This is a genomic window from Pelagimonas sp., from assembly GCF_058892305.1.
In genome coordinates, this window is the sequence record NZ_JBZXVN010000022.1 from 93,289 (window position 1) to 118,379 (window position 25,091).

Genomic DNA, 25,091 nt, shown 5'->3' on the forward strand with positions numbered 1-25,091 from the left:
GTTCTGATTGTGGCGGGATTGTGGAGTGGCGCTGGCGAAAATGTGCCGCGCCAAGAAAAATTAAAACAAAAAGCCGGGACGAAACGGCCCGGCTTCCAATCGATGAACAAGCAAGTCTTGTGCCTAGAGTACAGTTACTTTTGAACCAATAGGCACCCGTTCGTACAGATCTTCGACGTGCTCATTAAGCATTCTAATACACCCGTTCGAGACTGAGCGACCAATGGAGCGCGGAGCGGTCGTACCATGGATTCGGAAGAAAGTGTCGCGACCGTTTTGGAAAAGATAAAGCGCTCGAGCCCCCAACGGGTTACCCGGTCCACCGGGTTGGACATAGTCGGTACCTGCAAACTTGCCATACAACTGCGGGTCACGCTCAATCATTTCATTGGTGGGGCGCCAAGTTGGCCATTCTTTCTTGGCGCCAATTTTTGCAGTACCTGTGAATTCCAGACCGGCCTTACCGACACCGACACCGTAGCGGCGTGCTTGCCCATGATCGGTCACAAAGTACAAAAAGTGTGCGCGCGGTAGAATTAAGATTTGACCGGGCTCAAGATCCTTTTTGATACCCACAGTTTGCGGGCGGAACACAGGATCAACTTCGAATGCGAGCGCAGGCATCGCTATTGTTGACGCGGCGGCGGCGACGAAAGTTCGACGAGTGATCATGGCTGCACAATTCCTAAATTGGTAAACGGCGTTCATCTTGCGCAAATTCACTTGAAAATCAATCCCGGGATCGAGACTAGGTGAGTCACGTTGCCGTGTTCCAGCGAGACTTTGCCAGTTTCCAGAAAGATTATTTATTCTTTTGGAACCTCAGCATTTCGACCGGCCAATACAACGCTGATCGTATACGCCGCCGAGGGGCTGAGCCCAGCCATAATACCAGCTGCCGTGTCTGGTCTCATTCTGGCTAGGAAGCCCGCCGAAAACTCTGGGTCCATTTCTTCAAACAACGCTGCGGCCTGTTTTGGCTTCATATTTGCATAGACATCCGTCAATCGAGTGATGTCGTCTTCGGCGGCGCTTTGAGCTAGTGACATCGTCGCCCGCAATCGTTCTTCAGCGTCCTTCAAAGCTTTAAGTCTGCGCTCAATTTCCTGCTCTGCGACGCTTAATGTTTTCATTCTCATAGCAATTTCATGCTCACGTTTATTAACGTGTGCTTCTCGCTCATTGAGCGCCCTCAGCAATGGAGAAATGTCTTCGTCAGCAATTTCGTTCGAGGCGACTTGCTCTGGTTCCTGTTCTTTAGCAACCTCCGTCAAAGCCGCTGTAGGCGCGCCGTCATCACCGCCTTCGCGAGCAAGAGCCTCCCCTGCTCCAACTCCAACTCTAAGAGCCGCAGATGCGAGCAGCAGTGCTCCGATCGCAGAGAGCGCGCCTTTGGCTTTGCGCCGAGGCCGTTTCTTTTTTTCGAGAGCTTTTTTCTTAAACATTGTTCACCTCAGTTGCGTGGGTGGCGCACAAACACTGGATCCGCATTTTCCGGTGTCGTGGTTGGATGAGCGCTAGGAGGTGTGCCCGATTGCGGTAAATCGTGCATGGAAGCAACTAACAACTCTAGTCTACGGGCGACATCCTCCGCCCGCTCAGTGAGTTCACTCAATGATTTCGACGAATCGCCCGCGCTTTTCTGTGCACTAGAAAGAGTCTTGCTGAGATCGTCGACTTGTGCAGAAAGCACAGCGACCGCACCGCCAACACCGTTCTCCAGATCGGTAAACCTAGTGAGCCGCCGAGCAAGAATGAAGCAGTAGAATCCTGCACCCAAAGCGCCCGCGACAAGTAAAATATCTGCGATCATTTCCATTCCTGTCCCCTTTTTTTAATTCAGTACAAACTCAAGCACCAACAAGTCGCGTACACGCCCCTCGCCCGCCACGAGTTTGACGCGGCGCAGCATTTGTCCGCGTAGTTTGATAAGAGCGCCGGGAGCCTCAAGGTCCCTAGGTTCTAAGGCGCGAAGGTAACTGTTTAGAACGTCTTGAACTCGCGGCAGAATACCTTCGACTTCAACCGTGTATTCCTTTGGGACTTCCAGACTCGCTCTAAACCGCAAGTGACTGGCTTGGGCCCGAGGGCCTAGTGAAATCACAAGTGGAGGGACTTCTATAAAGGATACATCTGGCAAAGGAGCGGTTTCAACACCTTCCTCTTCTGCGTGGGCTTCCGAAGCCGAATCATGCGCCGCACTCTCTTTAGTCCCTCCGAGTAGACCTGATTGAACAGCGAAGAATCCGCCACCGCCACCGGCCAATGCCAGTACGAGCCCAATAATCATTGGAAGTTTGGACGGTTTCTTCTCTTCGACGTTTTCATCGTCAACGGTGGCATCAGACATGTTAAACCTCTTTTCTGTCCGTGAAACCGTTTTGACAGAAATGGGCTAACTGATTGTTAAGCTGAATGCGCCAAAGTCAGAACAACCGAACAGAATGTTTGGAGCGGAGGTTAGTCTTGCAGCAGGTTGTTTCAGTCTGGGGTGCCTTGGGCATTCGTCAAAGAATAGTGGTCGTTGGGGCTACAATTGCGATGATTGTTGCCGTTTTGGGTTTGACCCGTTTGGCATCAGCGCCAAACATGTCACTATTATATGCAGGCCTGGAGAACGGTGCGGCAGGTGATGTTGTCAAAGCCTTGGAAGGCCATGGGGTAGAGTTTGATGTTCGAGGTGGAGCGATTTTTGTTCCAGACTCTGAACGCGACGCACTGCGGTTGACATTGGCAAGTGAAGGGCTGCCTGCAAACAGTGGCCAGGGTTACGAACTGTTAGATGGATTGTCTGGTTTTGGGACAACATCTCAAATGTTTGATGCGGCCTATTGGAGAGCCAAAGAGGGTGAACTTGCCCGAACAATTGTTGCCAATCCCGCAGTAGCCAGTGCTCGAGTTCATATTGCAAACAGTAGTGCGAATCCATTTCAGAGAGATGTTACTCCTTCTGCTTCCATATCAGTTACACCAAGTGGGGGAGCAATATCCCCACAACAAGCAAGAGCCCTTAAGTATCTCGTGTCGTCAGCCGTTCCTGGATTAGTGCCGGAGAATGTGGCGGTTATTGATGGCAAAGGTGGTTTAATTGGCGCGGATGCCGATAGTCCAACTGGTCCGACGGCCGATGACAAGGCTATTCAATTGCGCGACCGCGTCCAACGCTTGATGGAAGCCCGCGTGGGTGTTGGCAACGCAGTTGTTGAAGTTAGCGTTGACACAGTCACTGAAAGCCAACTGATCCGTGAGCGCAGCTTTGATCCAGAAGGGCGAGTCGTTGTGTCAACCGACACAGAGGAGCGCAATGACAAAGCCGATAGCAATGGGGGCGGTGATGTGACTGTGGCGTCCAATTTGCCTGACGGCGATGGTGGCGGGGCTGACGCCTCCTCGTCTTCCAAGGCAGAAACCCGGGAGCGAGTTAACTATGAAGTATCTGAAACAACGAGGGAAATCACGCGTGTCCCAGGTGCGATTAGACGTCTCACGGTTGCTGTTTTGGTTAATGGAACTTATGAAGCCGCTGCAGATGGTTCCCAAACATTTGTGCCATTACCGGATCCAGAAATTGAAGCACTGGGAGATCTCGTTTCATCTGCAGTCGGCTTTGAAGAAGACCGCGGTGATCAAATTACCATTCGATCCTTGCCATTCGAACGCCCGGAAGGGTTAGGTACCGGTCCAATTGAACCCAGTATGTTTGTTGGAAACATTGACACCATGCGGTTGTTGCAGATGGGCGTCTTAGCCGTAGTTGCCCTGATCCTCGGTTTGTTTGTTGTGCGTCCGGTTTTGGCATCTTCAAACGGCGTTCCTGCCTTGACTGATGGGGCGGCCGGCGCTCTTCCTTCGCCGCTGGATGAATCTTCGCCCGTTTTAGAAGGAGAAATTGAACCTGCAGGCGGATTTGAAGATTTGCCAATGGTGTCCGATGGTGGCGGGTTTGGCGGCATGGGCATGGTCGATTTTGATATGTCCGATGGAAGCGGTGGGAGCGAAGATCCAGTCGATCGGCTGAGAAACCTTATTGAGGAACGCAAAACAGAGACCGTGGAAATTCTACGTAGCTGGCTAGAAGAAGACAAAGAGGAAACGTCATGAACGCACTGCACCAGCTCTTAGATGACTTTTCAGAAATCCCCGCTCAATCACCTGATATTGCGGTGGTTACTTTCAATGAAGCGGATTTAGAAGGTCAGAAGCTGGAGGCATTCGAAAACGGCTATCGTGCTGGTTGGGATGATGCTGTCAAAGCGCAATCGGATGACCGAAGTCGGATTTCCAGTGCTTTTGGTCAGCATTTGCAAGACCTATCGTTTACTTATCACGAAGCCTACAGCCAAGTAATGAACGCGATGACGCCTTTGCTGGATGAAATGGTGGCAGCGCTTTTGCCGCAAATAGCTCGCGAAACCTTAGGGCACCACATCGTAGAGCAATTGCAAAGCATGGCTCAGGAAGTTGGGGCGCTTAAGGTCATTGTAGCTGTCGCACCCTCTAACACTGAATCCGTTGCTCCCTTGCTAGAAGGGAAATTCAGTTTCCCGATTCAGCTGATTGAGGATGATACTCTCGCGGACGAGCAGGCGGACATCCGCTTGGGACAAACAGAAAAACAAATTGATCTTGGGGATTTGATCGCGTCGGTATCCGAAGCGGTTGATGGTTTTTCCCATGACAATCGGAGGAAATTGGCGAATGGATAATCCGCAAACAACAAGAGGTGAGGCAGCTACTGCTTTCACATCGGTTCCAATAGAAATTACTGTTTCAGTAGGTAAGGCTAGGCCGCTGGTGCGAGACTTGCTGCAATTGGCGGCTGGATCTGTCCTCAGTTTGGACAAACAGTTGGATGATCCGGTTGAGCTGTATGTCGGGGAAAAACTGATTGGTATTGGCGTGTTGGAAGTGATGGAAGGGGATGGGCAAGGGCAGCTTGCCGTGCGTCTTACGGAAGTTTCAGAACTCAACAACTCAGCTTAAGGTATGAATATCCGGACGGTAATCTCGGCGGTTTTATTGGCCGTGTTTTCAACTGTGTTAGCAACAGAAGTAGCTGCGCAATCCCTTGAGCTCAATCTGGGCGAAGGTGGGTCGATAACGGGAACAAGCATTCAGCTTATAATCCTGATTACGTTGCTAAGCATCGCGCCTGGCATTGCGATTATGATCACCTGCTTTCCATTTATGGTTACTGTTTTGGCAATTCTGCGCCAAGCGGTGGGTTTGCAGCAATCTCCGCCAAACATGCTCATTGTCAGCCTGGCACTATTCCTAACTTATTTCGTCATGGAACCGGTGTTCACCGAAGCCTGGACGGCAGGGGTTGAGCCACTGATCAATGAGCAGGTCGAAGTCGAAGCCGCCGCAATTGAAATTTTGAAACCATTCCGAGTGTTCATGGCATCGCGTGCAGATCCGGAAACATATCGTGCAATGGCTGATTTACGGCCCGATGCCGCCCAAACTGTCTTAGAACCTGAGGCTCCGTTATCGGTTCTAATCCCGAGCTTTATGCTTTCAGAAGTGGCGCGGGCTTTCCAAGTTGGCTTCCTGATATTTTTACCATTTCTGATTATCGACTTGGTCGTCGCGGCCGTATTGATGTCGATGGGTATGATGATGGTTCCACCGGCGATCGTATCGCTACCGTTTAAACTTGCATTTTTCGTGATCGCGGATGGCTGGGCGCTCATTGCCGGCAGCTTGGTTCGCGGATACTTCTAGACGCTCGGAGCAATTTCTATGGTGGTCTTTTGGTGATATGGTGACTTTGGTGAGCACAGAATGGATCCAAAACCTGATTGGTTAATGCAATTGGGAAAGCCTTGCGCCTCTAGGCAAAACCCGCAGTCAGGGTCGTGTTTTGCACCGGGTAAGGCAACGCCGTGGCGTGACAAATGCTTGGCTGTGTACAGCTGAAGACCCGGTTGGTCGGTCCACAATTGCAACCGCATTCCATCTGGAGAGACAACTGTGGCATTCGGTGCATCCGTTTGATCTAAGGCAAAGTTCAAATCGTAGCCGGTATTGTCAGGATCAATCTCTGAAATCACTTGGGCCTGACGAAAGTCAAACCGGCTATTCTCGACGTTCAAACGGTCCCCGGTGGGGATCAGCGCTTGATCGGTTGGGGTTACAAAACTTGCACCAATCTGAATTTGATGCCCGAGAACGTTACCCGCACCGGCTAGATTGAAATAGACGTGTTGCGCAAGGTTGATAGGCGTTTCGCGATCGGGTTTCCCGGTCATATCCCAGGTCAAAGCCGCACCATCCAAGGTCAAACGAACTTTGAAATCCACATGACCCGGATACCCTTGATCCAGATGGTCGGACCTTAGCGTCAATGTGACCGACGTCGCGCTTTGTTGACGCAAACACCAGTTTCGCCAAGCGAGTCCACCTGGCCCGCCGTGAATGTGATTGGGCCCATCATTGGCGGGAAGGCGCCAGAGGTGCCCGTCCAGCTCAAAAGCAGCGCCCGCCGTGCGATTGGCCATCCGACCAACAATACTCCCCATGACACAGGGGTTTGTGCGATAGGTCTCGACATCCGCATAACCCAAAACAACCGGGCGGCCATGAACGCGCCAGTCTTGGATGCTACAGCCCATCGACAAAACCGTGATCCGGGCAATATCGTTTTCAAGCACGGCAGTTTGGATTTTATCGGTCATGGCGTCTCTCACATGGCTTTGCCCGAGGCTTAACAGACCAAAACGCAAACACCCAGAGTTACCGCTAACGGCTATTTTCTTTTGGGTTCTTCCGTGACATCCGCGTGCAGGTGCCGTTCTCCTCGGGCGGATGCGAGGGCAATTTGTTTTTGCCGTTCGCGAAAACGCGTTTTGTCGTCTTCAGAAGTTTCGTGAATGCAAAGGTGACAAGAGACGCCATGCTCATATTCCGGCCGATTTGTGTCTTCTGGCAAAATCGGTTTTCGGCAGGCATGGCACAACTGATGTGGGCCTTCTTGCAACCCGTGCCCGACAGAAACCCGCCCATCAAACACAAAGCATTCGCCATTCCATGTGCTCTGCTCGGATGGAATGTCTTCGAGGTATTTAAGGATGCCACCCTTAAGGTGGTAGACATCTTCAACACCTTGCTGTTTCAGCCAGTTGGTCGATTTTTCGCACCGGATTCCACCGGTGCAAAACATTGCGATACGTTTGTTGTGAAAGCGATCTTTGTTTCGTCCCCACCATTCTGGGAAGTCACGGAAAGTCGCCGTTTTCGGATCAATCGCGCCGTCAAACGTTCCGATTGACACTTCGTAGTCGTTTCTCGTGTCGATAACCGCGACGTCTGGACTAGAGATAAGATCGTTCCAATCGGCGGGATCGACATAGTTTCCGACGTCGGTTTTGGGGTCTACATTTGGCTGCCCCATGGTCACGATTTCTCGTTTTAGCCGAACTTTCATTCTGGCAAAGGGGCGATCTTGGGCGGACGACAGTTTCCATTCGAGGGTGTCACAACCGGGTAGCGATCTGATATGCGTCAGAGTTGCTTCGATCCCGCTTGCCGGGCCGGCGATCGTCCCGTTTATACCCTCTTGTGCTAAAAGAAGCGTGCCGGTGATGCTTTGGGCACGGCATATGTCTAAAAGCGGTTCGCGCAATGCGTCCGGGTTTTCAAAGCGGGTGAAGTGGTAGAGGGCGCAGACAGTAAACATAAAACCCGGATACGCATTTGTGAGCCAACGGGCAAGCGCTACGCGGCGGCGATCGCCAACCCGTGGACAACTGCGGTAAAAACTTCGGCGTCTTCATGCCGGGCATTGGGCAGCGCGGTGCCAAGTTGCTCTCGGATGATGGCCATCAAACTGGACCCACCAACAAAGACCACCTGATCGACACTATCTGGGGCGCACCCCGCATCGGCGAGGGTTCCCAATGCATTTGTTCCGATCTCGGTCGCAAAATCGGACAAAGCCAATTGCATCGCGTCACGTTGTAAATCGACCGAGAGGCCACGTTCAATAATATCGAGAAGGATTTCGCCGGAGTCTGCGCCGTTTGCGGCGATCTTTCCCGCCTCAACCGCATAGGCAATATCGTGTCCCAAATGGGCTTCGAGGACCTCGCCAAGACGTTCAAACAAAAGCGGTTCTTGGGCAACGCGTTCCCAGCGCCGCACTTCGCGCAGCAATGCCGGGTCATAAACGAATGCGATCTTTTCCCAACTGGCCAGATCATGGAACAAGGCTTTGGGAGCAGAGTGTGTTTTGGAGCTTAGTTCGGCCCCAATTTGGGCTCCGTACCCCAGCAACGGCATGGCATGGCGCAAACTGAGAACACGGTCAAAATCGGTGCCACCAATGCGCACACCTCGGCTTGCCAAAACCTCGGTTTTATCGTCCTTGCGGTCACATAGGGTAAAGTCGGACGTGCCGCCGCCAATATCGACGATAAGCATGCGCCCATGACCCGCAACGGCAAGTGCGGCCGCTTCTGGCTCAGCAAGGAAACTCACGTCCTTGAAACCGGCCAGCATATAGGCATCGCGCAAATCCAGTTCGGCTTGGGCGTCTCGTTCGGTTGAGGCGGAGTGAAAATGCACCGGACGGCCGGAAAGGGCCGTATCAAATGTCATACCAGTAAAGGTTTCGGACCGGGTTTTGATTTCTGACAAGAACCGCGCGATGATCTCAATGAGAGTGATCCGCTCATTGAGAAACGACCGGGATTCCCGTGCCAAAGGCGTGCCAAGAATACTCTTCAAAGCGCGCAAAAAACGCCCTTCGGCCCCGTCCATCATCGCACGAGCAGCCGCGGAGCCATAGACATAGTGCTTGTCAGCGTAGTCGATAAAGACCGCCGTCGGCAGAGTTTGATGATCTGGTTCAAGCGGAATCGCAAACGGGTTGCTTCCGGCAAGAACACCGGCAGCTGTGTTAGACGTTCCGAAATCCAATCCCAATCTGGCCATGCGCGCCCCCTTTGAAAGGGGCTCAAATAGCCAAGCTATGGCGACATGGCAATTCCTTTTCCATCGGCCTAAAGTGAGCGCAACAACGATTTGGGAGTGCGCGTGATGCAAGGGTTGATAGTCATTGATGTCCAAAACGATTTTTGTCCGGGTGGATCGCTGGCGGTTCCAGGAGGGGACGAAATAGTTGCGCCTATTAACGCGCTTATGGACGGGTTCGATGCGGTGGTTCTAACGCAAGATTGGCACCCAGCTGGCCATAGCTCCTTTGCATCATCGCATGCTGGGAAGGCCGCCTTTGACCTTGTTGAAATGCCTTATGGTCCCCAAGTTCTTTGGCCGGATCACTGTGTCCAAGGCACAGGCGGGGCATCGTTCCATGGTGATCTGAACACCAAAGCATCGGACCTTATCATTCGCAAAGGGTTTCGACCCCAAATTGATAGCTATTCAGCATTTTTTGAGAATGATCACAAAACCCCGACCGGCCTAGACGGGTATCTGCGAACGCGCGGGGTCACCCAGATCACTCTTGTCGGCTTGGCCTTGGATTTTTGTGTGAACTATTCGGCCATTGATGCGGCGAAATTGGGTTTTGACGTTACTGTCAAGACGGGCTTGTGTCGTGCCATTGATCTTGATGGGTCATTGAACGCAGCCCTTTCTGATATGAAAGATGCTGGTGTCAAGCTTGCGGAGTAAAGGTCGGACAGTTGCGAGTTTTGAGAGTGTTGAAACCGTTCAAAATGAGGGATTTTCTCCTTGGCGACCGGGATGGGCCAGCCTAGATAGTTGGCATGAGGTTATTTAGAAAACGCACGGTTGAACGGCCTTCTTTCAAGGCGGAACTCGCACCAGAGGTGCCTTTCTTTGCCATTGGCGACATTCATGGCAGCGATCAACACCTCGAAGCGCTTCTCGGTAAGTTGTCAGATATTGCGCATCCTGAGGCGGTTCTGATCTGCGTCGGAGACTACGTCGATCGCGGAGAGCAAAGTGAGCAGGTGCTTCGCCGGTTGTTTGCCATGCAATCCGAAGCCGGTGGGCTGATGACTTGTTTGATGGGCAACCATGAACATATGATGATTAATTTCCTCGATGATCCTGTTCAACATGGGGCGCGATGGCTGCGCTACGGCGGCTTGCAAACTCTGGCCAGTTTCAAGATCTCATCTCTTCCGGGCGCGAATGCGGAGGGTGGGCAATGGCATGACTTGCGTGACCGATTCAAAGAGGCCCTCGGCGAAGATTTAGAAGCATGGTTGCGCACGTTGCCCGCACACTGGATGACCGGTAACGTTGCGGTCGTTCACGCCGGTGCGAACCCCAATTTGCCAATGACGCATCAAAAGCGAATGGAATTGCTCTGGGGTCATCCCGATTTTGACAATCAGCTTCGCCAAGATGGCGTTTGGGTAGTTCACGGGCACACGATTGTTGATGCCGCTGAGGCCAAGGATGGACGCATCTCCATAGATACCGGTGCTTACGCGACGGGAAGACTGACCGCGGCCCTCGTCGAAAAGGGCCGTGTCAGTTTTTTGTCGGCCTGATCGGGCGCGCTTCTAGCGGATAAGAGCGCCTTCAACGGTTCTGATGAGTGATGGGAACAACTGCTGGAGCGCTCGGCTCCACTTTGTAATCTCTTGTTCTTCGATAAAGACCACATCGTTTGGACGCATCTGCAACCGTGTTGCGATTGTAATGTCGGCGGCATTTTTTGCATTCAAGTGGAACGCTGTGATTTGACCGACGTCCTCGCCGCTGCCCTCGGCGCGAAGGACATAGATTTGGCTTGGATCTCCAGTAGTGGTGTCAAAGCCACCATCTGAATACAGGACATCGGCCAGCGTCGCGTGTTGCTGATAGGGAAGGACAAACCGGCTTTGGTTTTTGACCTCACCTGTTAAGTAAACATAGTCACGTTTCTCTGCGCCCAGCTTTTCGCGAAGATCGAACAGTTGGCGCCGTTCCGTCAGGGCGGCCCGCTGCAAAGAGACTTCAGTTTCCAGCGCCATGAGCGTAGCGCTTCGTGCGGATGTACGCAAAGAGATCACGTCAATTTGAGCTTTGTAAAACTCCATTGCGCGGTCCAAGTCGTAACTGGAGTCAACAAAGACCGCATCCCCGTTCAGCAAGACCTTCTTTTGAAGATCTTGACGCTCAAGGTACAAAGAGAGAGGGATTTGATATAGGTTCCCATCTCGGTAAATTCGTATCGAACCGAACTGTTTGTCCCGAATTGTCGCGCCACCAGCCTGAGTCAAAGCTTCTGACAAAGTAAGTTTGCTCAGCGTAATAGGGACCAATGTCGGTTTCTTGACCGCGCCGCCAATGGCAATGCGTTTCGAATGAAATTCCGAAACTTCAAGGCTAAATGAGGGGTCAATTTGTTGCTCAACCAGAACTTGGAAAAGCCGATCTTCGGCCTCTTGAACGGTTAAACCCGACAACTGAACCGGGCCGATTTCGGGAATCGCGATCGATCCGTCGTCACGGACTGTATATCCTTGGCGCTGGTTCTGGGCCGCCAACAATCCGGACAATTGTTCTACTGTGGACCCCGTTCCGCGCGTCGCCAAAAGCAAAACATCGCCGACACCAATGCGGTACGCCTCGGGGGAGACATCGGGCAAAGGTCGGAAGTCTTGTCGTTTGGGGGTGGTGGATGGCAAATAAGGTGAGGAGGGAACCGCCCCGAGCCCGGTTGTTGAACTGCCGTTTCCAGCGGCGGCATAGAAAACCGCCGGTAGAGCACGCGGCGTGTAAGGGGAGGCGTTGGCGCGAGAAACCGTTTCAGAAGAAAGCGGTACAACATCAACAGGTGAGCCATCGTCGCGTTCTGTCACTTTGGGGCTTTGATAGCTGATGCCACAACCCGCGGTCGCACAAATTGCAACCAAGGCAAAGCTTTGGATCAATTTGTTTTTCAACCCATTCACAAAACTGGTCTGCTTAGTGGTCCTTGGATTCATCGGTAGCGTAACCACTGTGAACTCCCCAAATGTGTTCGCATTGCCAAAGGGACCAAATCGGTCCGAAGGTGCTCGTAAATGTCTACATGAATACATCGTCACGAAGCAGGCCACGACATTATGTGTGCGAGGTCAAAGACGTTTGCGCGCGCTTGAGCTAAAACTGCAACAGGTGAAGCGGCCAACGACGCGCCGATTTTCGGCACCAGAGGAGTTTGGAGAACTTACTTCCGTGCAAGGATTTGCCGGGTCAGGCACCTGCGCGACGCGCAACCACAGACAATGTCCGCCAGAAAATCCAAGATTCAAGAGCGAAGTTTCGGTGTGTGATGTAGTATAAATCAGCTTTGACTTTTCGCTTCGTAGCGTCAGTACCTTCGATGTAGCCGAGCTCAGTTTGCGCAAGACCGCTTATCCCAGGGCGCACGATGTGACGTTCGCGGTATCCCGGGATGGTATTGAGGTACTCAATGGCATGATCGTAATAATCGGGCCTTGGTCCGATCAAGCTCATGTCGCCCAAAAGCACATTAAGAATTTGAGGAAGCTCATCCAGCCGGCTCTTGCGTAAAAACTGTCCAAGAGGTGTAATCCGTTCTACTTCAAGCGGATCGTTGGCAGCGCGCGTGATGTTCGACGTTGCTGTCATTGACCTGAACTTGATTGCCTTGAAACTTTTGCAATTCCGACCCATGCGCTCCTGCACGAAAAATATCGTCCCGCGATTCAAAAACGGGTTCAGAACTAAGAGCACGACAATCGCGCCTACAAGACCGGGCAACAAGGCAAGGCTGACAATGATATCGAAAAGGCGCTTGGCAATTTTAAAAGCCCAATCGCTTACAAAAGCTTTATTATTGGACCCGAACGGTTTCGCGTTCAGAGATGAGTCAAGCAACGAAACATCAAACATAGTTGGGTGCCCCCAGAAAGACTTATTCAAAAAAGGAAAACAACAAAAAAATTGTACTCCTGCCAAGAGATAGTAGGCGGGTGGCTCCTATGTCAATTAATAATACGTTAACTATAAACTGCGCGAGCCCTGTGTGTCTCTACTTTTGGCCGAGAGGTTTTTTGGAGCTTTACCTTAGGGTTGTCCTGAAGTTGCCTGAGCGGCTGTTTGGTAAGCAACATCACAAAGCTGGGCATCTGAATACTAACATTTTTCGGATGTTTCGACACCTGAGCAACAGTTAATTCTGCGGTTTCGGGTGGTTGGGTTGGAACCGAGTCCTGATTGCTGGCTCGGTTGGTTTGCTGAAAAATTGGGCGCTCTGGTGCGGAATATGCGCAATATATCGCCGCCATGCGTGGAGCGATATGAGAATCGGATGCCAAAGCGGGGCAAAGCCTCCCTTGGCCCGTGTCGCCGAAAAGAAAGGGAGGCCGGGGGTTATTTCGGATCACGCCGCTTCATAGCGTTCTGAAGCGCTGCACCGAGGGCGTTGTTTTGCGGGGCAGACTTTTGTTGAGCCGCCTTGACATGCGTCCGACTAGTCTTGTTTTGCCGTTGGCCGGAATTCGAGCGTGATTTTTCGTGCGCTTTTCCCTGTGAAGCCTGACCACCATCCTTGCGCATGGATAGGCCAATACGTTTGCGCGGAACATCGACTTCGGTCACGCGCACTTTGACGACATCCCCGGCTTTGACTATTTCATGGGGATCTTTGACAAATCTGTCCGCCAATTGGCTGACATGGACAAGACCGTCTTGGTGAACGCCAATGTCAACAAACGCGCCAAAGGCGGCGACATTGGTGACCGTTCCCTCCAAGGACATGCCGGGGCGCAGATCCTTGATGTCCTCGATACCGTCGGCAAAGCTCGCTGTTTTGAAGCTGGGCCTTGGGTCACGCCCTGGTTTCTCTAACTCTTGGAAAATATCACGCACGGTAGGAAGGCCGAATTTGTCGTCGACAAACTGTTCTGCCCTGAGGCCAGTCAAGGCTTTGGCATCACCAGCGATGGCGCGAAGATCACGGCCACAGGCCGCTACTATTTTTCGAGCCACATCATAGGCCTCGGGGTGAACAGAGGAACTGTCGAGTGGTTCCGATCCATCACGGATACGCAAGAACCCGGCGCATTGTTCAAATGCCTTCGGCCCCAAGCCGGCCACTTTGAGCAACGCCTTGCGCGAGGCAAAGGCCCCGTTTCCATCCCGATGATCGACGATGGATTGCGCAAGCGAAGGACCAAGCCCGGCGATATGCGCCAACAACGGGGCGGAGGCGGTATTGAGATCAACACCAACGGCGTTCACCGCATCTTCGACAACGGCCTCTAGCGATTTTGCAAGACGACGTTGATCAACATCGTGCTGATATTGGCCGACCCCAATGGATTGCGGCTCGATTTTCACCAGTTCGGCAAGCGGATCTTGTAAACGTCGCGCAATCGAGACCGCGCCCCGCAATGACACGTCAAGATCGGGGAACTCGCGCGCCGCCAATTCAGAGGCCGAATAGACCGAGGCACCGGCTTCGGAGACCACAACCTTTGTAGGTTTCTTCACCGCCGGTGGCAGTAATTTCAAAGTATCGCCAACCAGCTTTTCGGTCTCGCGGCTGGCCGTTCCATTGCCGATCGCGACCAGATCAATGTTGTGGCGTTGAATAAGCTCGATAATCTTAGCCTCAGAGCCGCGCACATCCATTCTGGGTTGGAACGGGTAGATCGTCGCGGTGTCCAAAACTTTGCCGGTGGCATCCACCACGGCCACTTTGACGCCGGTTCGAATGCCGGGATCAAGGCCAAGTGTCGCACGCGGCCCGGCGGGGGCAGCAAGAAGCAAGTCTTTGAGGTTGCGGGCGAACACCGTGATCGCCTCTTCATGAGAGCGTTGACGCAAATCGGTCAAAAGATCCATGTACATCGACAGGCTCAGCTTGATCCGCCATGTCCAACTTGCGGCTTTGCGAAGCCAAGCGTCACCGGGACCATCGCTACGCATACCAATGGCTGATCCGATGATCGCCTCGGCCCGCTCTGACCCTGTTTCGGCTGGCGGGGCGATGTCGATTGTAACAATTTCCTCTTTGGAGGCGCGCAAAATCGCCAAAGCGCGGTGCGGCGCGATGTTGGCCCATTTTTCGGAGTGGTCGAAATAGTCGCTAAACTTGGCCCCGGCTTGTTCTTTACCCTCAACGATGCGTGACGAGATCACCGCGTCTTGCTTCATGTAGTCTCGCAAACGGCCCAAAAGTTCGGCATTCTCAGACAACTGTTCGGCCAAAATATCCCGCGCGCCATTGAGAGCTGTTTTCACATCGACCACCGCGTCTGACAGGTAGCCTTGCGCCAAAACCTCGGGGTCTGCTTGCCTGTCGCTCAAAATCGCCTGCAACAACGGTTCCAACCCGTTTTCACGGGCGATCATCGCTTTGGTGCGTCGCTTGGGTTTGTAGGGGAGGTAAATGTCTTCCAACGCCGACTTGGTGTCGGCTCCGGCAATGGCGCGGGTCAATTCGTCGGTGAGTTTATCTTGATCCTTGATCGATTGCAGGATCGTCTTTCGCCGCGCTTCCATATCACGAAGATAGGACAAACGGTCAGACAGCGTTCTAAGCTGTGTGTCGTCCAAGCCCCCGGTCACCTCTTTACGGTACCGCGCAACAAAGGGCACAGTCGCCCCGCCATCCAGCAGCTCAACCGCTGCGTTGACCTGATTTGCTGCCGCTCCGATTTCGGTGGCGATGGTGCGGGCGATACGGGTGGCGGTCTGATCCAAAACTCATTCTCCAACTTGGTCGGATGGTTTTGATACCCCTGCTTGCCCGCCGCTCCAAGGGGGAAAGCGCTTATCGAAGCGATCACAGAAATTCATCGGTTTTGGGTGCCCAATGCCGATTTCACTCTTGCCTAAATTTTGAGCAGAGGACATGACGCAGTTGACCTGCGGTCAGGATGTCGCAGGCTGTATCAACAACGCTTTTTCAACACACGCGGAGAGACGACGATGACCAAAGACTTCATTGACCATATGACCCGTGAGCTAGACATGTTGATGCAAAGCGGGCTGTACAAAAGCGAACGTGTGATCACGTCAAAACAGGCGGGAACCGTTGCATTGGACACTGGCAAAGAGGTGATCAACCTGTGCGCCAACAACTACCTTGGGCTGTCCGATCATCCCGACCTTATCGAGACAGGCCGCGACGCGCTAAGCCGATATGGGTATGGGATGTCGTCCGTCCGCTTTATTTGCGGCACCCAAGAAGAGCACAAAGAGTTGGAGGCGCGCCTATCCTCCTTTTTGGGTTTCGAGGATACGATCCTCTATGCTAGCTGTTTTGACGCCAATACCGGGCTATTTGAAACGCTTCTGGGTCCAGAGGACGCTATCATTTCGGATGCTTTGAACCATGCGTCGATTATCGACGGGGTGCGTTTGTGCAAGGCCAAGCGGTTTCGGTATGCGAATTCCGATATAGCCGATCTTGAAGCTCAACTACAGGCCGCCGAGGCCGCCGGAGCACGGTTCAAAATGATCGCCACCGACGGTGTGTTTTCCATGGACGGCTATATCGCCAAGCTCGAACAGGTTTGCGATCTGGCTGATAAATACGGTGCGATGGTTATGGTGGATGACAGCCATGCGGTTGGTTTTGTTGGTGAAACCGGACGCGGTTCGATCGAACATTGCAACGTGATGGGGCGTGTGGACATCGTCACCGGGACCCTTGGTAAGGCCCTTGGCGGTGCGTCGGGTGGCTATACCTGTGCGAAACGCGAGGTTGTGGATTGGCTGCGCCAGCGGTCGCGCCCCTATCTGTTTTCAAACACGCTTGCCCCGGTTATCGCACAGACCTCGATCAAAGTTCTGGATATGCTTGCGGCCTCGACCGAGCGCCGGGATCGGCTAATGGAACACGCCGCGCATTTTCGGGCGCGTATGTCTGAGGCGGGTTTTGATCTTTTGCCCGGTGAACACCCGATCATTCCCGTGATGCTGCGTGATCCGAAACTGGCGCAAGACATGGCGAAACGGCTCGATGCCAAGGGGGTATATGTCGCGCCGTTTAGTTTCCCGGTGGTGCCCAAGGGGCAAGATCGCATTCGTACCCAAATGTCCGCCGCCCTAAGCCGCGAAGAGTTAGACCGCGCCATTGATGCGTTTATCGAGGTTGGTCACGACATGAACATTCTTGCGGAGGCGGCACAATGAGCAATGAAATGAAAGCATTGGTCAAAGCCAAATCCGAACCGGGCCTTTGGATGGAACGCGTTCCGGTGCCCGAGCCCGGCCCCGATGAAGTTCTGATCAAGGTTAAGAAATCCGCGATTTGTGGGACCGATGTCCATATCTGGAAGTGGGATGAATGGTCGGCGAAAACTGTGCCGGTTCCGATGGTTGTTGGGCATGAGTTCTGTGGTGAAATCGTCGATACCGGTGCCGCGGCGGTGAAGTACTCCATCGGTCAACGTGTGTCCGGCGAGGGGCACGTGGTTTGTGGGACGTGTCGCAATTGTCGGGCAGGTCGTGGTCAGCTGTGCCGCAATACGTTAGGTGTCGGGGTCAATCGGCCCGGATCATTCGCCGAATACCTCTGTATTCCCGAAAGCAACGTTGTCCCCATTCCCGACGACATTCCCGATGAAATCGCGGCGATTTTTGACCCGTTTGGCAACGCAGTTCACACCGCTTTGTCGTTTGATCTGGTTGGCGAAGATGTCTTGGTCACCGGGGCAGGGCCGATTGGGATCATGGGGGCTTTGGTGGCGCAAAAGGTCGGTGCGCGCAAAGTTGTGATCACCGATATTGCGCCCTATCGGCTTGATCTTGCGCGACGTTTGGGGGTTCAGCACGTGGTTGATGTTAGCAATGAAACGCTGGCCGACCTGATGCCCCAGATCGGCATGACCGAGGGGTTTGATGTTGGGTTGGAAATGTCCGGCGCGGCCCCGGCGATGCGCCAGATGATCAACCGGATGAACAATGGCGGTAAGATCGCCTTGCTTGGCATTGCACCAACCGAATTTGCCGTCGATTGGAACGAAATCATCTTTAAAATGCTGACGGTCAAGGGCATCTACGGACGCGAAATGTACGAAACATGGTATAAAATGATCGCTTTGGTCCAATCCGGGCTCGACCTGACCGACCTCATCACACACCGTATTTCGATTGATAAGTTCGAAGACGGATTTGCTGCGATGATGTCGGGCGAGGCCGGCAAGGTGGTGATGGACTGGGGCTAAAGCCCCGCCCAACTAGTCTTTTTCAAGCTCCTTGGCGTGCAGCCACGCCGCGTGCTGAGGAGCTTTTTTCGTTTTAGACCATTCTTCGAGCATGTCCCATTTGACCGCGTCCAATTTGGCGAGCATGGCTTCTTCTTCGGGATCGGGGCAGGCAAGTTCGACCCGGTGGCCATTGGGATCAAAGAAATAGATCGAGTGGAAAATTGAATGGTCCGTGACGCCCAATACGTCCACACCATTTTCTTCTAGATGCTCTTTGAACGCGACCAGTGTGGCGCGGTCTTTGACTTTAAATGCAATGTGTTGCACCCAAATAGGTGTGTTCGGGTCGCGGCCCATTTCCGGCTTGGTTGGTAATTCAAAGAACGCCAGAACATTGCCATTCCCGGCATCAAGAAACAGATGCATGTACGGATCAGGTTCGTGGGTCGACGGGACGTGATCTTCGGCAATTGCCAAGACAAAGTCCATGTTCAACATCTTGGTGTAGAACGCGACGGTTTCCTTGGCATCCTTGCAGCGATAGGCCACATGATGGATTTGGTCGACTTTCAATAGCGCTGTCATTTTTCCCTCCTGAAAATATCGTTGCAATTGCAATGATTGACGTTCTGGGGCATTCTGTATTTGACTTAGATCAAATTGTTGCAGATGAAACGATGTCATGGATTGCCAAATGACAGATGCCTTGAGCCAAATAGAAGCCTTTTTTCCCTACCGTTTTGCCGTGGCTGCGGAACGGTTTTCGCGTAACCTCATGGAAGTGTATGGCAAGGCTTACGGGCTAAGCCGGGAAGAATGGAGATTGTTGTTTCTCTTGTCGCAAGCCGAAAAAATTGCTTCCAATGAATTGGTTCAAAGGACTACTTTGGACAAGGTTCAATTGTCCCGAGCGTCCCAGCGGCTTGCTGACAAAGGTCTGATAACAAGACGAGTTTCGCCAGATGATCGGCGCATAAAACTGTTCCAGAGCACAGATGAAGGGCGCCGTTTGTTTGATGAAATCAAGCCTCAAGTTGATGCGCGGGCAATGGAAATTCTTGGTGCGATGGACGATGCGGCCCGTCAATCGTTGCAAGATGGTATGACTGCACTGCTCAAAGCATTGGACGCGCCAGAGCAGTTGGTTGGCGCGCGGCACACCAAGTAAGCTATAGATTGAATGAGCCGGGTTCGGCATCGTACCAGCATTCACCCTAGGATTTTCCCATGCCGTTTGCCGTCGAAGAGCCAAAACAGACCCACCGAGATTTCATTTCTGATTCAACAAGGTGGCAGGCAATAACGCCACGTTCTGACGACATAATCGTCACGACACCGCCAAAGTCAGGGACCACTTGGGTGCAGGGAATTTTGGCTCTGTTGCTGTCTGGCGACCCAGATGTGAACGCCAATGTTTCGGTAAACGCGCCTTGGGTTGATATGATCTATCGGCCTTTGGAAGAGCTTTTGTCGAATATTGACGCCCAAACAACCCGCCGCCACCTCAAAAGCCATTCGCCTTTGACATGTTTACCATATTGGGAGAGCGGCCGCTACATCACGGTGTATCGCCACCCAATTGATGTCCATTTCTCGTTTAGAAATCACGAAAACAATATCCAGGTTGATATCGAAAAGTTTGCGATCCACGGGTCAGCGCGGGACAGTTTTCATAGGTTTCTGGATGTCAAAAAGGGTCATGTGACGTTAAACTCTGTTGTCGATCACTACAAATCATCCATGGCGCGCCGCACCCGAAGTACCCTTTTGCAACTGCATTATCGGGATATGCAGCGTGACCTCGCAGGGGTCTTTGCCCAGATCGCGAGTCATATCGGCGTACAGCACCCGCCCAAAACGATGGAGGCGTTGATAGAGGCCGCGCGGTTCGAAAAGATGCGTGCCAATGCTGGCCGGTTTGTCCCGTCTGCGGGGCAGGGGTTCTGGAAAAGCGATACCGGCTTCTTCAACAACGCCCGCTCGAACAAATGGGAAGGTGTTTTAAACGCCGAGGATTTAGCGGCCTATGACGCGAAGATTTCGCAGCTATTGACGCCATCGCAACGTCATTGGCTGGAATGGGGAAATGGCCCTGACGGTTAATGCGGGGTCTGGTCCGGGTGCGCGGCGGCAAAAGCCGGGATGTCCGCAAGGGCCGCCCCAATGCGGCGCAGCTTTGGCATCTTGGTTAGATCAATCTCCCAACGCTGGGCGTTGTAAAGCTGTGGCATCAGGCAAATATCGGCCAATGTGACGTTGTCACCAAAGCAAAAATCACCGTCATCAACCATCTGTTCAACCGCAAGAAGGCCGGGCGTAATAAAGTTCTGCATCCAACTGGCCATTGTGATCGAGCCACCTGACTGCGTGCTGGCATATTTTGCGACCCCCAAATTGCAAACGGGGTGAATTTCCATCGCAATGGCATCAGCAATGGCGCGGACTTTGGCACGCCGGAGCGGGTTGCCGGGCAAAAGGCCGAGAGCGCGCGTTTCGTCAAGGTATTCAAGGATGGCCAACGATTGTGTCAACATCTGACCATCTATCTCCAGCGCAGGCACCAAGCCCTGAGGATTGCGTGCCAAATGGTCGGCGGCCTTGTGTTCGGCGTCCAGTAAGTTGACTGGAATACTTTGCCACGCTTCATCAGTTAGGCCCAAAGCGATGCGCAGCCGATAGCTGGCGGATGAACGCCAGTAATCAAACAGGGTGATCATATGTCGGCGTCCTTCATGAGATCGTCCAACGCGGCCTGAAGTCCGGGAACTTTGGCGTGAAGTTTTGCTTCTAGTTCATCCTGATAGTCTTGGGCCAAGGGGATAAGATCGCGGACAAGGTCGGTTCCGGACTCGGTTAGCGCAAGCTGCAACAACCGTCGGTCATTGTCATCAATCGCTTTGGTCAGATATCCGGCGTCTTCAAGGCGGCTGACGGCGCGGCTCACCTTAGATTTCTCCATACTGACACGTTTTTCAATGTCACGCACTGATGTGCTATCGGAATAGGCGAGGTTTACCAAGACACGCCATTCAGCAATCGAAATGCCGTATTTTTCGCGATACTGTGCCGCGAGCTCGGTACTGAGTCGCGTTGCGATCACGGCAAATCGATACGGAAGATAGCGGTCCAAGTCGAAGTCGGGCAGGGGGCGGGACATAAATGGGCTTTCAAACGCGTGTGTTTTCCTAAGTTTGAGCCGATAATCGTTTCAGTTGCAACAAATTTGTTGACATCGTTGCATTCGCAACGAATTATGAGATCAAATGACTTGCTCATGGGGGAGGATGAACATGACCCGCCACGAACTGCCTAGCGGTATGATCCGCGCGACCGACACAACTGGTACAACCGATGGCTATATGCCGGGCTTCGGAAATGATTTCGAAACCGAAGCTCTGCCCGGTGCTTTGCCACAGGGGATGAACTCCCCCCAGCGCTGCAACTATGGTCTCTATGGCGAGCAGCTCTCCGGTACAGCGTTCACCGCGCCAAGCCATCAGAACGAGCGGACATGGTGTTACCGCATCCGCCCGTCGGTTAAGCACAGCTCGCGCTATACCAAGATCGACATGCCTTACTGGAAATCGGCACCATGCGTTGATCCTGATGTGATTTCGCTTGGGCAATACCGCTGGGATCCAGTGCCGCATGGCGAAGGTCTGACCTGGCTGACGGGTATGCGGACCATGACGACGGCGGGGGATGTGAACACCCAAGTTGGTATGGCGACGCATATCTACCTGGTCAACGAAAGCATGGTCGATAGCTATTTCTTTTCGGCGGACTCTGAGTTGTTGGTTGTTCCACAAGAAGGCAAGTTACGGTTTTGCACCGAATTGGGTGTGATCGACGTCGAACCTCAAGAAATTGCAATTATCCCGCGTGGTTTGGTGTATCGGGTCGAAGTCCTTGAAGGGCCGTGTCGCGGCTTTGTCTGTGAAAACTATGGTCAGAAATTCGACCTGCCCGGTCGTGGACCGATTGGGGCCAATTGCATGGCCAACCGCCGCGATTTCAAAACGCCGGTTGCGGCCTATGAAGACCGCGAAGTGCCGTCGACAATGACGATCAAATGGGCGGGGCAATTCCACAGCTGCGAGATTGATCAATCGCCCTTGGACGTGGTGGCGTGGCACGGCAATTATTGCCCGGTGAAGTACGATCTCAAAACCTATTGCCCGGTTGGTTCGATCTTGTTTGATCATCCAGACCCGTCGATTTTCACCGTCTTAACCGCGCCATCCGGCGTTGAGGGTACCGCGAATATTGACTTTGTCCTGTTCCGCGAACGTTGGATGGTAATGGAAGATACCTTCCGTCCGCCGTGGTATCACAAGAACATCATGTCGGAATTGATGGGCAATATTTACGGCCAATACGATGCCAAGCCGCAGGGGTTTATTCCCGGTGGTGTGAGCCTTCACAACATGATGCTGCCGCATGGGCCAGATCGCGATGCCTTTGACAAGGCATCCTATTCCGAGCTGGGGCCAGAGAAGCTCGACAATACCATGTCCTTTATGTTCGAAACCCGGTTCCCGCAACACCTCACGGCGTTTGCCGCCAACGAAGCACCATTGCAGGATGAATATATTGATTGCTGGTCCACCATCGAAAAGAAATTCGACGGCACCCCCGGCAAGAAGTAAGCACATATGGGGGCGTTGCCCCCACACTCCTGGGATATTTCTGGAAAGAAAAACCGGGACGTTCCACGTTATTCGAAAGGTCGATCATGCCTCTTCTCAAATCCTGGGTCGAAAGCGCCAACACGCCCGACACCGATTTTCCGCTAAACAACCTGCCCTATGGCGCATTCGTCACAGACGACGGGGAAACGCATTGCGGGGTCGCCATCGGTGACATGATCCTTGATGTCACTGCTTTGGAAGAGGCCGGGGTATTGATGGCGTCGGACGAGGAAGACGAAGTGTTCTTTTTCGGCGATTGGACCGAGTTTATGGGCATGGGCCCCGCTGTCTGGACGGCATTTCGCGCCAACCTGACGGCTCTTTTGTCTGATGAGAATGGGGACGCGCCCGAACTGGTGCCGTTTCTTGTCCCTCAGATCGGCACCCAGTTGGTGATGCCGTTTGCCGTTAGCGAATACACCGATTTCTACGCCGGAAAACATCACGCCACAAACGTGGGAACCATGTTTCGGGGTGCCGAAAATGCGCTTCCGCCGAATTGGTTGTCGATCCCGATCGGTTACAACGGTCGCGCGTCTTCTGTTGTTGTTTCTGGCACCGATGTTCGTCGTCCCTGGGGGCAGCTCAAGGGACCAAATGACGACATGCCGCGTTTTGCGCCTTGTGCGCGCTTTGACCTTGAGCTTGAGATGGGCGCGATTGTTGGCACCTCCTCCGAAGGTATGGTCAATGTCCAACAGGCGGATGACATGATCTTTGGCTACGTGCTGCTCAACGATTGGTCGGCACGCGATATCCAAGCGTGGGAATATCAGCCGCTTGGCCCATTTCAGGCCAAAGCCACAGCAACGACGGTCAGCCCATGGATCGTGACCAAGGCCGCTCTGGAATCCTTCCGCACGTCGACGCCAGAGCGCGAGCGCGAATTGCTGCCCTATCTGCAAGAGCCGGGCCCGATGCTTTATGACATTGAGCTGGAAGTCACCCTTGCCCCTGAAGGCAAAGACGCCACCACCATCGCGCGCACCAACTACAATGAAATGTACTATTCTGCCGCGCAACAGCTCTGCCATCACAGCACCTCGGGATGTTCCATGAATACCGGCGATCTGCTCGGGTCCGGTACAATTTCCGGCCCCGAAAAAGAAAACCGCGGCTCTTTGCTTGAACTCAGCTGGGGCGGCAAGGAACCCCTGACCCTCGACACCGGCGAAACCCGTAATTTCCTTGAAGACGGCGACACGCTAACGCTCAAGGGCCATGCACAAGGCGATGGTTTTCGCATCGGCTTTGGCAACTGCGAAGGGAAAATCCTTCCGGCTAACGAAAAACCACACGCCTGATTTTCATCTGGCGTCATAAACTCCCGCCGGAGGCCGCGCATGTGCCTCTGGCCCCGACAGTCAAAAGGACATCCCATGGCCAAAGCATTCGCATCCGCAGGCGATATGGAAGAAAAGAAAACCTCCTTTACCAAAATCGGTGATGGCCTCTACGCTTTCACCGCTGAAGGCGATCCAAACACCGGCGTGATCATTGGCGACGACAGCGTCATGATCATCGAAGCCCAAGCCACGCCGCGCCTTGCGCGCAAGGTCATGGAATGTGTGCGTGAGGTCACCGACAAGCCGATCAGCCACCTTGTTTTGACCCATTACCACGCGGTGCGTGTGCTTGGGGCAAGCGCCTATGGTGCCAAAGAAATCATCATGTCCGACACTGCGCGCTCGATGGTGGCGGAGCGTGGGCAAGAAGATTGGGACAGCGAATTTGACCGCTTTCCACGCCTGTTCCAAGGGCACGAAGAAATCCCCGGTCTGACATGGCCAACCACGACTTTCAGCGACAGCATGACAGTTTACCTTGGCAATCGACGCGTTGACATCATGCATCTTGGCCGTGCTCACACCGCCGGTGACGCCGTGGTTTGGGTTCCTGATCAAGAGGTCATGTTCACCGGTGACATCGTCGAATATCACTCGGCCTGCTATTGCGGCGACGGGCACTTTGCCGATTGGGAAGACACCCTGATGAACATCGCCGATTTCGAACCCAAGAGCATCGCGCCGGGTCGTGGCGACGCGCTTGTTGGCGAAGAAATGGTCGAGAAAGCCATCGCGGCGACGGCGGATTTTGTGCGCTCGACTTACAAACCTATCGCCAAGGTGGTGGCGCGTGGCGGGTCGCTCAAGGAAGCATGGGATGCGTGCCGCGCCGAATGCGACCCCAAGTTCAAAGACTACGCGATCTACGAACACTGCCTGCCTTTCAACGTCGCCCGCGCCTATGACTAAGCCCGCGGCATCGACACCCCCCGCGTTTGGACCGCACAGCGAGACAAAGA

The 25,091-nt window shown here is 53.3% G+C and carries 25 protein-coding genes and 1 pseudogene; 13 read left to right on the forward strand and 13 right to left on the reverse strand.

Going from position 1 to position 25,091, the window contains the following annotated elements:
* Positions 1–123 precede the first annotated feature (123 nt).
* The 4 genes from AC5EFR_RS10275 to AC5EFR_RS10290 all read right to left on the reverse strand — a co-directional run bounded on the left by AC5EFR_RS10275 (position 124) and on the right by AC5EFR_RS10290 (position 2,350).
* The gene (locus tag AC5EFR_RS10275; RefSeq protein ID WP_493575760.1) at positions 124–672 is read right to left on the reverse strand and encodes a L,D-transpeptidase; all 549 of its coding nucleotides are present in this window, start codon (positions 670–672) and stop codon (positions 124–126) included.
* A 134-nt stretch (positions 673–806) separates the two neighbouring features.
* Positions 807–1,445 (reverse strand): MotE family protein, encoded by a 639-nt coding sequence (locus AC5EFR_RS10280; RefSeq protein WP_493575736.1) that lies wholly within the window; start codon positions 1,443–1,445, stop codon positions 807–809.
* Positions 1,446–1,453: 8 nt separating this feature from the next.
* Positions 1,454–1,819: a hypothetical protein gene (locus AC5EFR_RS10285; RefSeq protein ID WP_493575737.1), complete on the reverse strand. Its 366-nt coding sequence runs from the start codon at positions 1,817–1,819 to the stop codon at positions 1,454–1,456.
* Between the two features lie 15 nt (positions 1,820–1,834).
* On the reverse strand, positions 1,835–2,350 hold the full coding sequence (locus AC5EFR_RS10290) for a flagellar basal body-associated FliL family protein (protein ID WP_493575738.1): 516 nt from the start codon (positions 2,348–2,350) through the stop codon (positions 1,835–1,837).
* A 116-nt stretch (positions 2,351–2,466) separates the two neighbouring features.
* Here AC5EFR_RS10290 and fliF point away from each other — a divergent pair, with 116 nt between their 5' ends.
* The 4 genes from fliF to fliP are packed head-to-tail and all read left to right on the forward strand — an operon-like array spanning position 2,467 to position 5,727.
* On the forward strand, positions 2,467–4,101 hold the full coding sequence (gene fliF / locus AC5EFR_RS10295) for a flagellar basal-body MS-ring/collar protein FliF (protein WP_493575739.1): 1,635 nt from the start codon (positions 2,467–2,469) through the stop codon (positions 4,099–4,101).
* Entirely contained in the window at positions 4,098–4,706 is a 609-nt protein-coding gene (locus AC5EFR_RS10300; protein ID WP_493575740.1) for a FliH/SctL family protein, read from the forward strand. Before fliF ends, AC5EFR_RS10300 begins: the two co-directional genes overlap by 4 nt.
* On the forward strand, positions 4,699–4,983 hold the full coding sequence (locus AC5EFR_RS10305; protein WP_493575741.1) for a FliM/FliN family flagellar motor switch protein: 285 nt from the start codon (positions 4,699–4,701) through the stop codon (positions 4,981–4,983). The genes AC5EFR_RS10300 and AC5EFR_RS10305 overlap by 8 nt, the downstream gene beginning before the upstream one ends.
* A 3-nt stretch (positions 4,984–4,986) precedes the next feature.
* A complete protein-coding gene (fliP, locus tag AC5EFR_RS10310) occupies positions 4,987–5,727 on the forward strand; it encodes a flagellar type III secretion system pore protein FliP (protein WP_493575742.1) in 741 nt (246 codons plus the stop codon).
* Here fliP and AC5EFR_RS10315 read toward each other — a convergent pair.
* The 3 genes from AC5EFR_RS10315 to AC5EFR_RS10325 all read right to left on the reverse strand — a co-directional run bounded on the left by AC5EFR_RS10315 (position 5,724) and on the right by AC5EFR_RS10325 (position 8,937).
* A complete protein-coding gene (locus tag AC5EFR_RS10315) occupies positions 5,724–6,680 on the reverse strand; it encodes an aldose epimerase family protein (RefSeq protein WP_493575743.1) in 957 nt (318 codons plus the stop codon). The genes fliP and AC5EFR_RS10315 overlap by 4 nt on opposite strands.
* Positions 6,681–6,751: 71 nt before the next feature.
* Positions 6,752–7,681, reverse strand: a complete 930-nt coding sequence (trhO, locus tag AC5EFR_RS10320; protein ID WP_493575744.1) for an oxygen-dependent tRNA uridine(34) hydroxylase TrhO — start codon at positions 7,679–7,681, stop codon at positions 6,752–6,754.
* 38 nt (positions 7,682–7,719) lie between these two features.
* Entirely contained in the window at positions 7,720–8,937 is a 1,218-nt protein-coding gene (locus tag AC5EFR_RS10325; protein WP_493575745.1) for an Hsp70 family protein, read from the reverse strand.
* A gap of 105 nt (positions 8,938–9,042) precedes the next feature.
* Here AC5EFR_RS10325 and pncA point away from each other — a divergent pair, with 105 nt between their 5' ends.
* A complete protein-coding gene (gene pncA / locus AC5EFR_RS10330) occupies positions 9,043–9,639 on the forward strand; it encodes a bifunctional nicotinamidase/pyrazinamidase (protein WP_493575746.1) in 597 nt (198 codons plus the stop codon).
* A 95-nt stretch (positions 9,640–9,734) separates the two neighbouring features.
* Positions 9,735–10,490 (forward strand): metallophosphoesterase family protein, encoded by a 756-nt coding sequence (locus AC5EFR_RS10335; RefSeq protein WP_493575747.1) that lies wholly within the window; start codon positions 9,735–9,737, stop codon positions 10,488–10,490.
* 12 nt (positions 10,491–10,502) lie between these two features.
* On the opposite strand, the gene AC5EFR_RS10340 is transcribed toward AC5EFR_RS10335, so the two are convergent.
* The 3 genes from AC5EFR_RS10340 to AC5EFR_RS10350 all read right to left on the reverse strand — a co-directional run bounded on the left by AC5EFR_RS10340 (position 10,503) and on the right by AC5EFR_RS10350 (position 15,642).
* Positions 10,503–11,870: a polysaccharide biosynthesis/export family protein gene (locus AC5EFR_RS10340; protein ID WP_493575748.1), complete on the reverse strand. Its 1,368-nt coding sequence runs from the start codon at positions 11,868–11,870 to the stop codon at positions 10,503–10,505.
* 292 nt (positions 11,871–12,162) lie between these two features.
* Positions 12,163–12,825 (reverse strand): sugar transferase, encoded by a 663-nt coding sequence (locus AC5EFR_RS10345; RefSeq protein WP_493575749.1) that lies wholly within the window; start codon positions 12,823–12,825, stop codon positions 12,163–12,165.
* A gap of 480 nt (positions 12,826–13,305) precedes the next feature.
* Positions 13,306–15,642: a Tex family protein gene (locus AC5EFR_RS10350; RefSeq protein WP_493575750.1), complete on the reverse strand. Its 2,337-nt coding sequence runs from the start codon at positions 15,640–15,642 to the stop codon at positions 13,306–13,308.
* A 228-nt stretch (positions 15,643–15,870) separates the two neighbouring features.
* Between AC5EFR_RS10350 and AC5EFR_RS10355 the strand changes: the two genes are divergently transcribed.
* Complete coding sequence (locus AC5EFR_RS10355; RefSeq protein WP_493575751.1) at positions 15,871–17,079, forward strand: glycine C-acetyltransferase; 1,209 nt, start codon at positions 15,871–15,873, stop codon at positions 17,077–17,079.
* The gene (gene tdh, locus AC5EFR_RS10360; protein WP_493575752.1) at positions 17,076–18,113 is read left to right on the forward strand and encodes an L-threonine 3-dehydrogenase; all 1,038 of its coding nucleotides are present in this window, start codon (positions 17,076–17,078) and stop codon (positions 18,111–18,113) included. Before AC5EFR_RS10355 ends, tdh begins: the two co-directional genes overlap by 4 nt.
* 12 nt (positions 18,114–18,125) lie before the next feature.
* Here the strand turns inward: tdh and AC5EFR_RS10365 are convergent, their stop codons facing one another.
* Positions 18,126–18,668, reverse strand: a complete 543-nt coding sequence (locus AC5EFR_RS10365; RefSeq protein ID WP_493575761.1) for a VOC family protein — start codon at positions 18,666–18,668, stop codon at positions 18,126–18,128.
* Positions 18,669–18,789: 121 nt separating this feature from the next.
* Between AC5EFR_RS10365 and AC5EFR_RS10370 the strand changes: the two genes are divergently transcribed.
* A complete protein-coding gene (locus AC5EFR_RS10370; RefSeq protein WP_493575753.1) occupies positions 18,790–19,263 on the forward strand; it encodes a MarR family winged helix-turn-helix transcriptional regulator in 474 nt (157 codons plus the stop codon).
* Positions 19,264–19,322: 59 nt separating this feature from the next.
* Positions 19,323–20,198, forward strand: coding sequence for a sulfotransferase domain-containing protein (locus AC5EFR_RS10375; protein ID WP_493575754.1), 876 nt, complete (start codon positions 19,323–19,325; stop codon positions 20,196–20,198).
* Here the strand turns inward: AC5EFR_RS10375 and maiA are convergent.
* Positions 20,195–20,812 (reverse strand): maleylacetoacetate isomerase, encoded by a 618-nt coding sequence (maiA, locus tag AC5EFR_RS10380; RefSeq protein ID WP_493575755.1) that lies wholly within the window; start codon positions 20,810–20,812, stop codon positions 20,195–20,197. The genes AC5EFR_RS10375 and maiA overlap by 4 nt on opposite strands.
* The gene (locus tag AC5EFR_RS10385; RefSeq protein WP_493575756.1) at positions 20,809–21,252 is read right to left on the reverse strand and encodes a MarR family winged helix-turn-helix transcriptional regulator; all 444 of its coding nucleotides are present in this window, start codon (positions 21,250–21,252) and stop codon (positions 20,809–20,811) included. Before AC5EFR_RS10385 ends, maiA begins: the two co-directional genes overlap by 4 nt.
* Before the next feature lie 133 nt (positions 21,253–21,385).
* Here AC5EFR_RS10385 and hmgA point away from each other — a divergent pair, with 133 nt between their 5' ends.
* The 3 genes and pseudogenes from hmgA to AC5EFR_RS10400 all read left to right on the forward strand — a co-directional run.
* Complete coding sequence (gene hmgA, locus AC5EFR_RS10390; protein ID WP_493575757.1) at positions 21,386–22,744, forward strand: homogentisate 1,2-dioxygenase; 1,359 nt, start codon at positions 21,386–21,388, stop codon at positions 22,742–22,744.
* Positions 22,745–22,830: 86 nt separating this feature from the next.
* Positions 22,831–24,090 carry a fumarylacetoacetase gene (gene fahA / locus AC5EFR_RS10395; protein WP_493575758.1) on the forward strand — a complete coding sequence of 420 codons (1,260 nt, stop codon included), beginning with the start codon at positions 22,831–22,833 and terminating at the stop codon, positions 24,088–24,090.
* 75 nt (positions 24,091–24,165) lie between these two features.
* Positions 24,166–25,038, forward strand: a pseudogene (locus AC5EFR_RS10400) (MBL fold metallo-hydrolase); the annotation flags it as partial.
* Positions 25,039–25,091 lie beyond the last annotated feature (53 nt).